1 protein-coding gene is annotated in these 1,026 nt (G+C 68.5%); it reads right to left on the bottom strand.

Annotated features, from left to right (window positions below; translation table 11 throughout):
• Positions 1-1,014: acyltransferase domain-containing protein (locus ACIBK0_RS51980; RefSeq protein ID WP_399097573.1), on the bottom strand; the 1,014-nt coding region annotated here is incomplete at its 3' end.
• Positions 1,015-1,026: the final 12 nt, after the last annotated feature.

Below are 1,026 nucleotides of genomic sequence, written 5' to 3'. Positions count from 1 at the left end.
CAGCCAGTAGGGGGTGTGCTGGAAGGCGTAGCCGGGCAGGTCGATCTGCCGGCCGGTGGGATGGATGGCCGTCCAGTCAAGACGCGCACCGTGCACATGCGCGGTCGCCAGCAACGCGGCCAAGGCGCGGGTTTCAGGCTGATCCTTGCGCAGCGCGGGAGCCAAGACAGCGACATCCGTCTCCGGCAGGCTCTGCTGCGCCAGCGCCAACAAAGTTCCGTCCGGACCCAGCTCCAGATAGGCACGGACACCCAGACCGTGCAGCGTGGCGACGGCATCGGCAAAGCGGACAGCGCCACGAACCTGGCGCGCCCAGTAGTCCGGCTCGGCCAACTCCCCCACGGACACCGGAAGCCCGGTCAACGTCGACACCAGCGGAATGACCGGCTCGGCGAACTCCAACCCCGACGCCACCTCCGCCAGCTCCGCCAGAACCCCGTCCATATGCGGTGAATGGAAAGCGTGGCTGACCGTCAGGCGGCGGGTGCGGACCCCTTGTTCCGCCCAATGCCCGGTCAGTTCGGCGACCGCGTCCTGGTCACCGGAGACGACGACCGCCGTGGGACCATTGACCGCGGCAATGTCCACACGCCCGGCGAAACCGGTGAGCGTTTCGCGGACCTCGGCCTCCGCCGCCTCGATCGCGGCCATGGCACCGCCCGCGGGCGCGGCCTGCATCAACCGCCCCCGCGCCGCCACCAACGTGCACGCATCCCGCAACGAGAGCACACCCGCCGCATGCGCCGCAGCGATCTCACCAATGGAATGCCCCGCCACCGCATCCGGCACCAGACCCAGCCAGGACACCAGCCGGAACAACGCCGTCTCCACCGCGAACAACGCCGCCTGAGTGAACTGCGTCTGATCCAACAACCCAGCCACCGGCGTGCCCGGCTCGGCCCACACCACATCCTTCAACGACCGGCCCAGCAGCCCGTCGAAATACTCACAGACCTCGTCAAAAGCCGCAGCGAACACCGGGAACGCCTCATACAACTCCCGGCCCATCCCCAACCGCTGACTGCC

The organism is Streptomyces sp. NPDC050564 (assembly GCF_044457265.1).
GTDB lineage: Bacteria > Actinomycetota > Actinomycetes > Streptomycetales > Streptomycetaceae > Streptomyces.
This window is presented reverse-complemented; position numbering and strand designations above follow the sequence as displayed.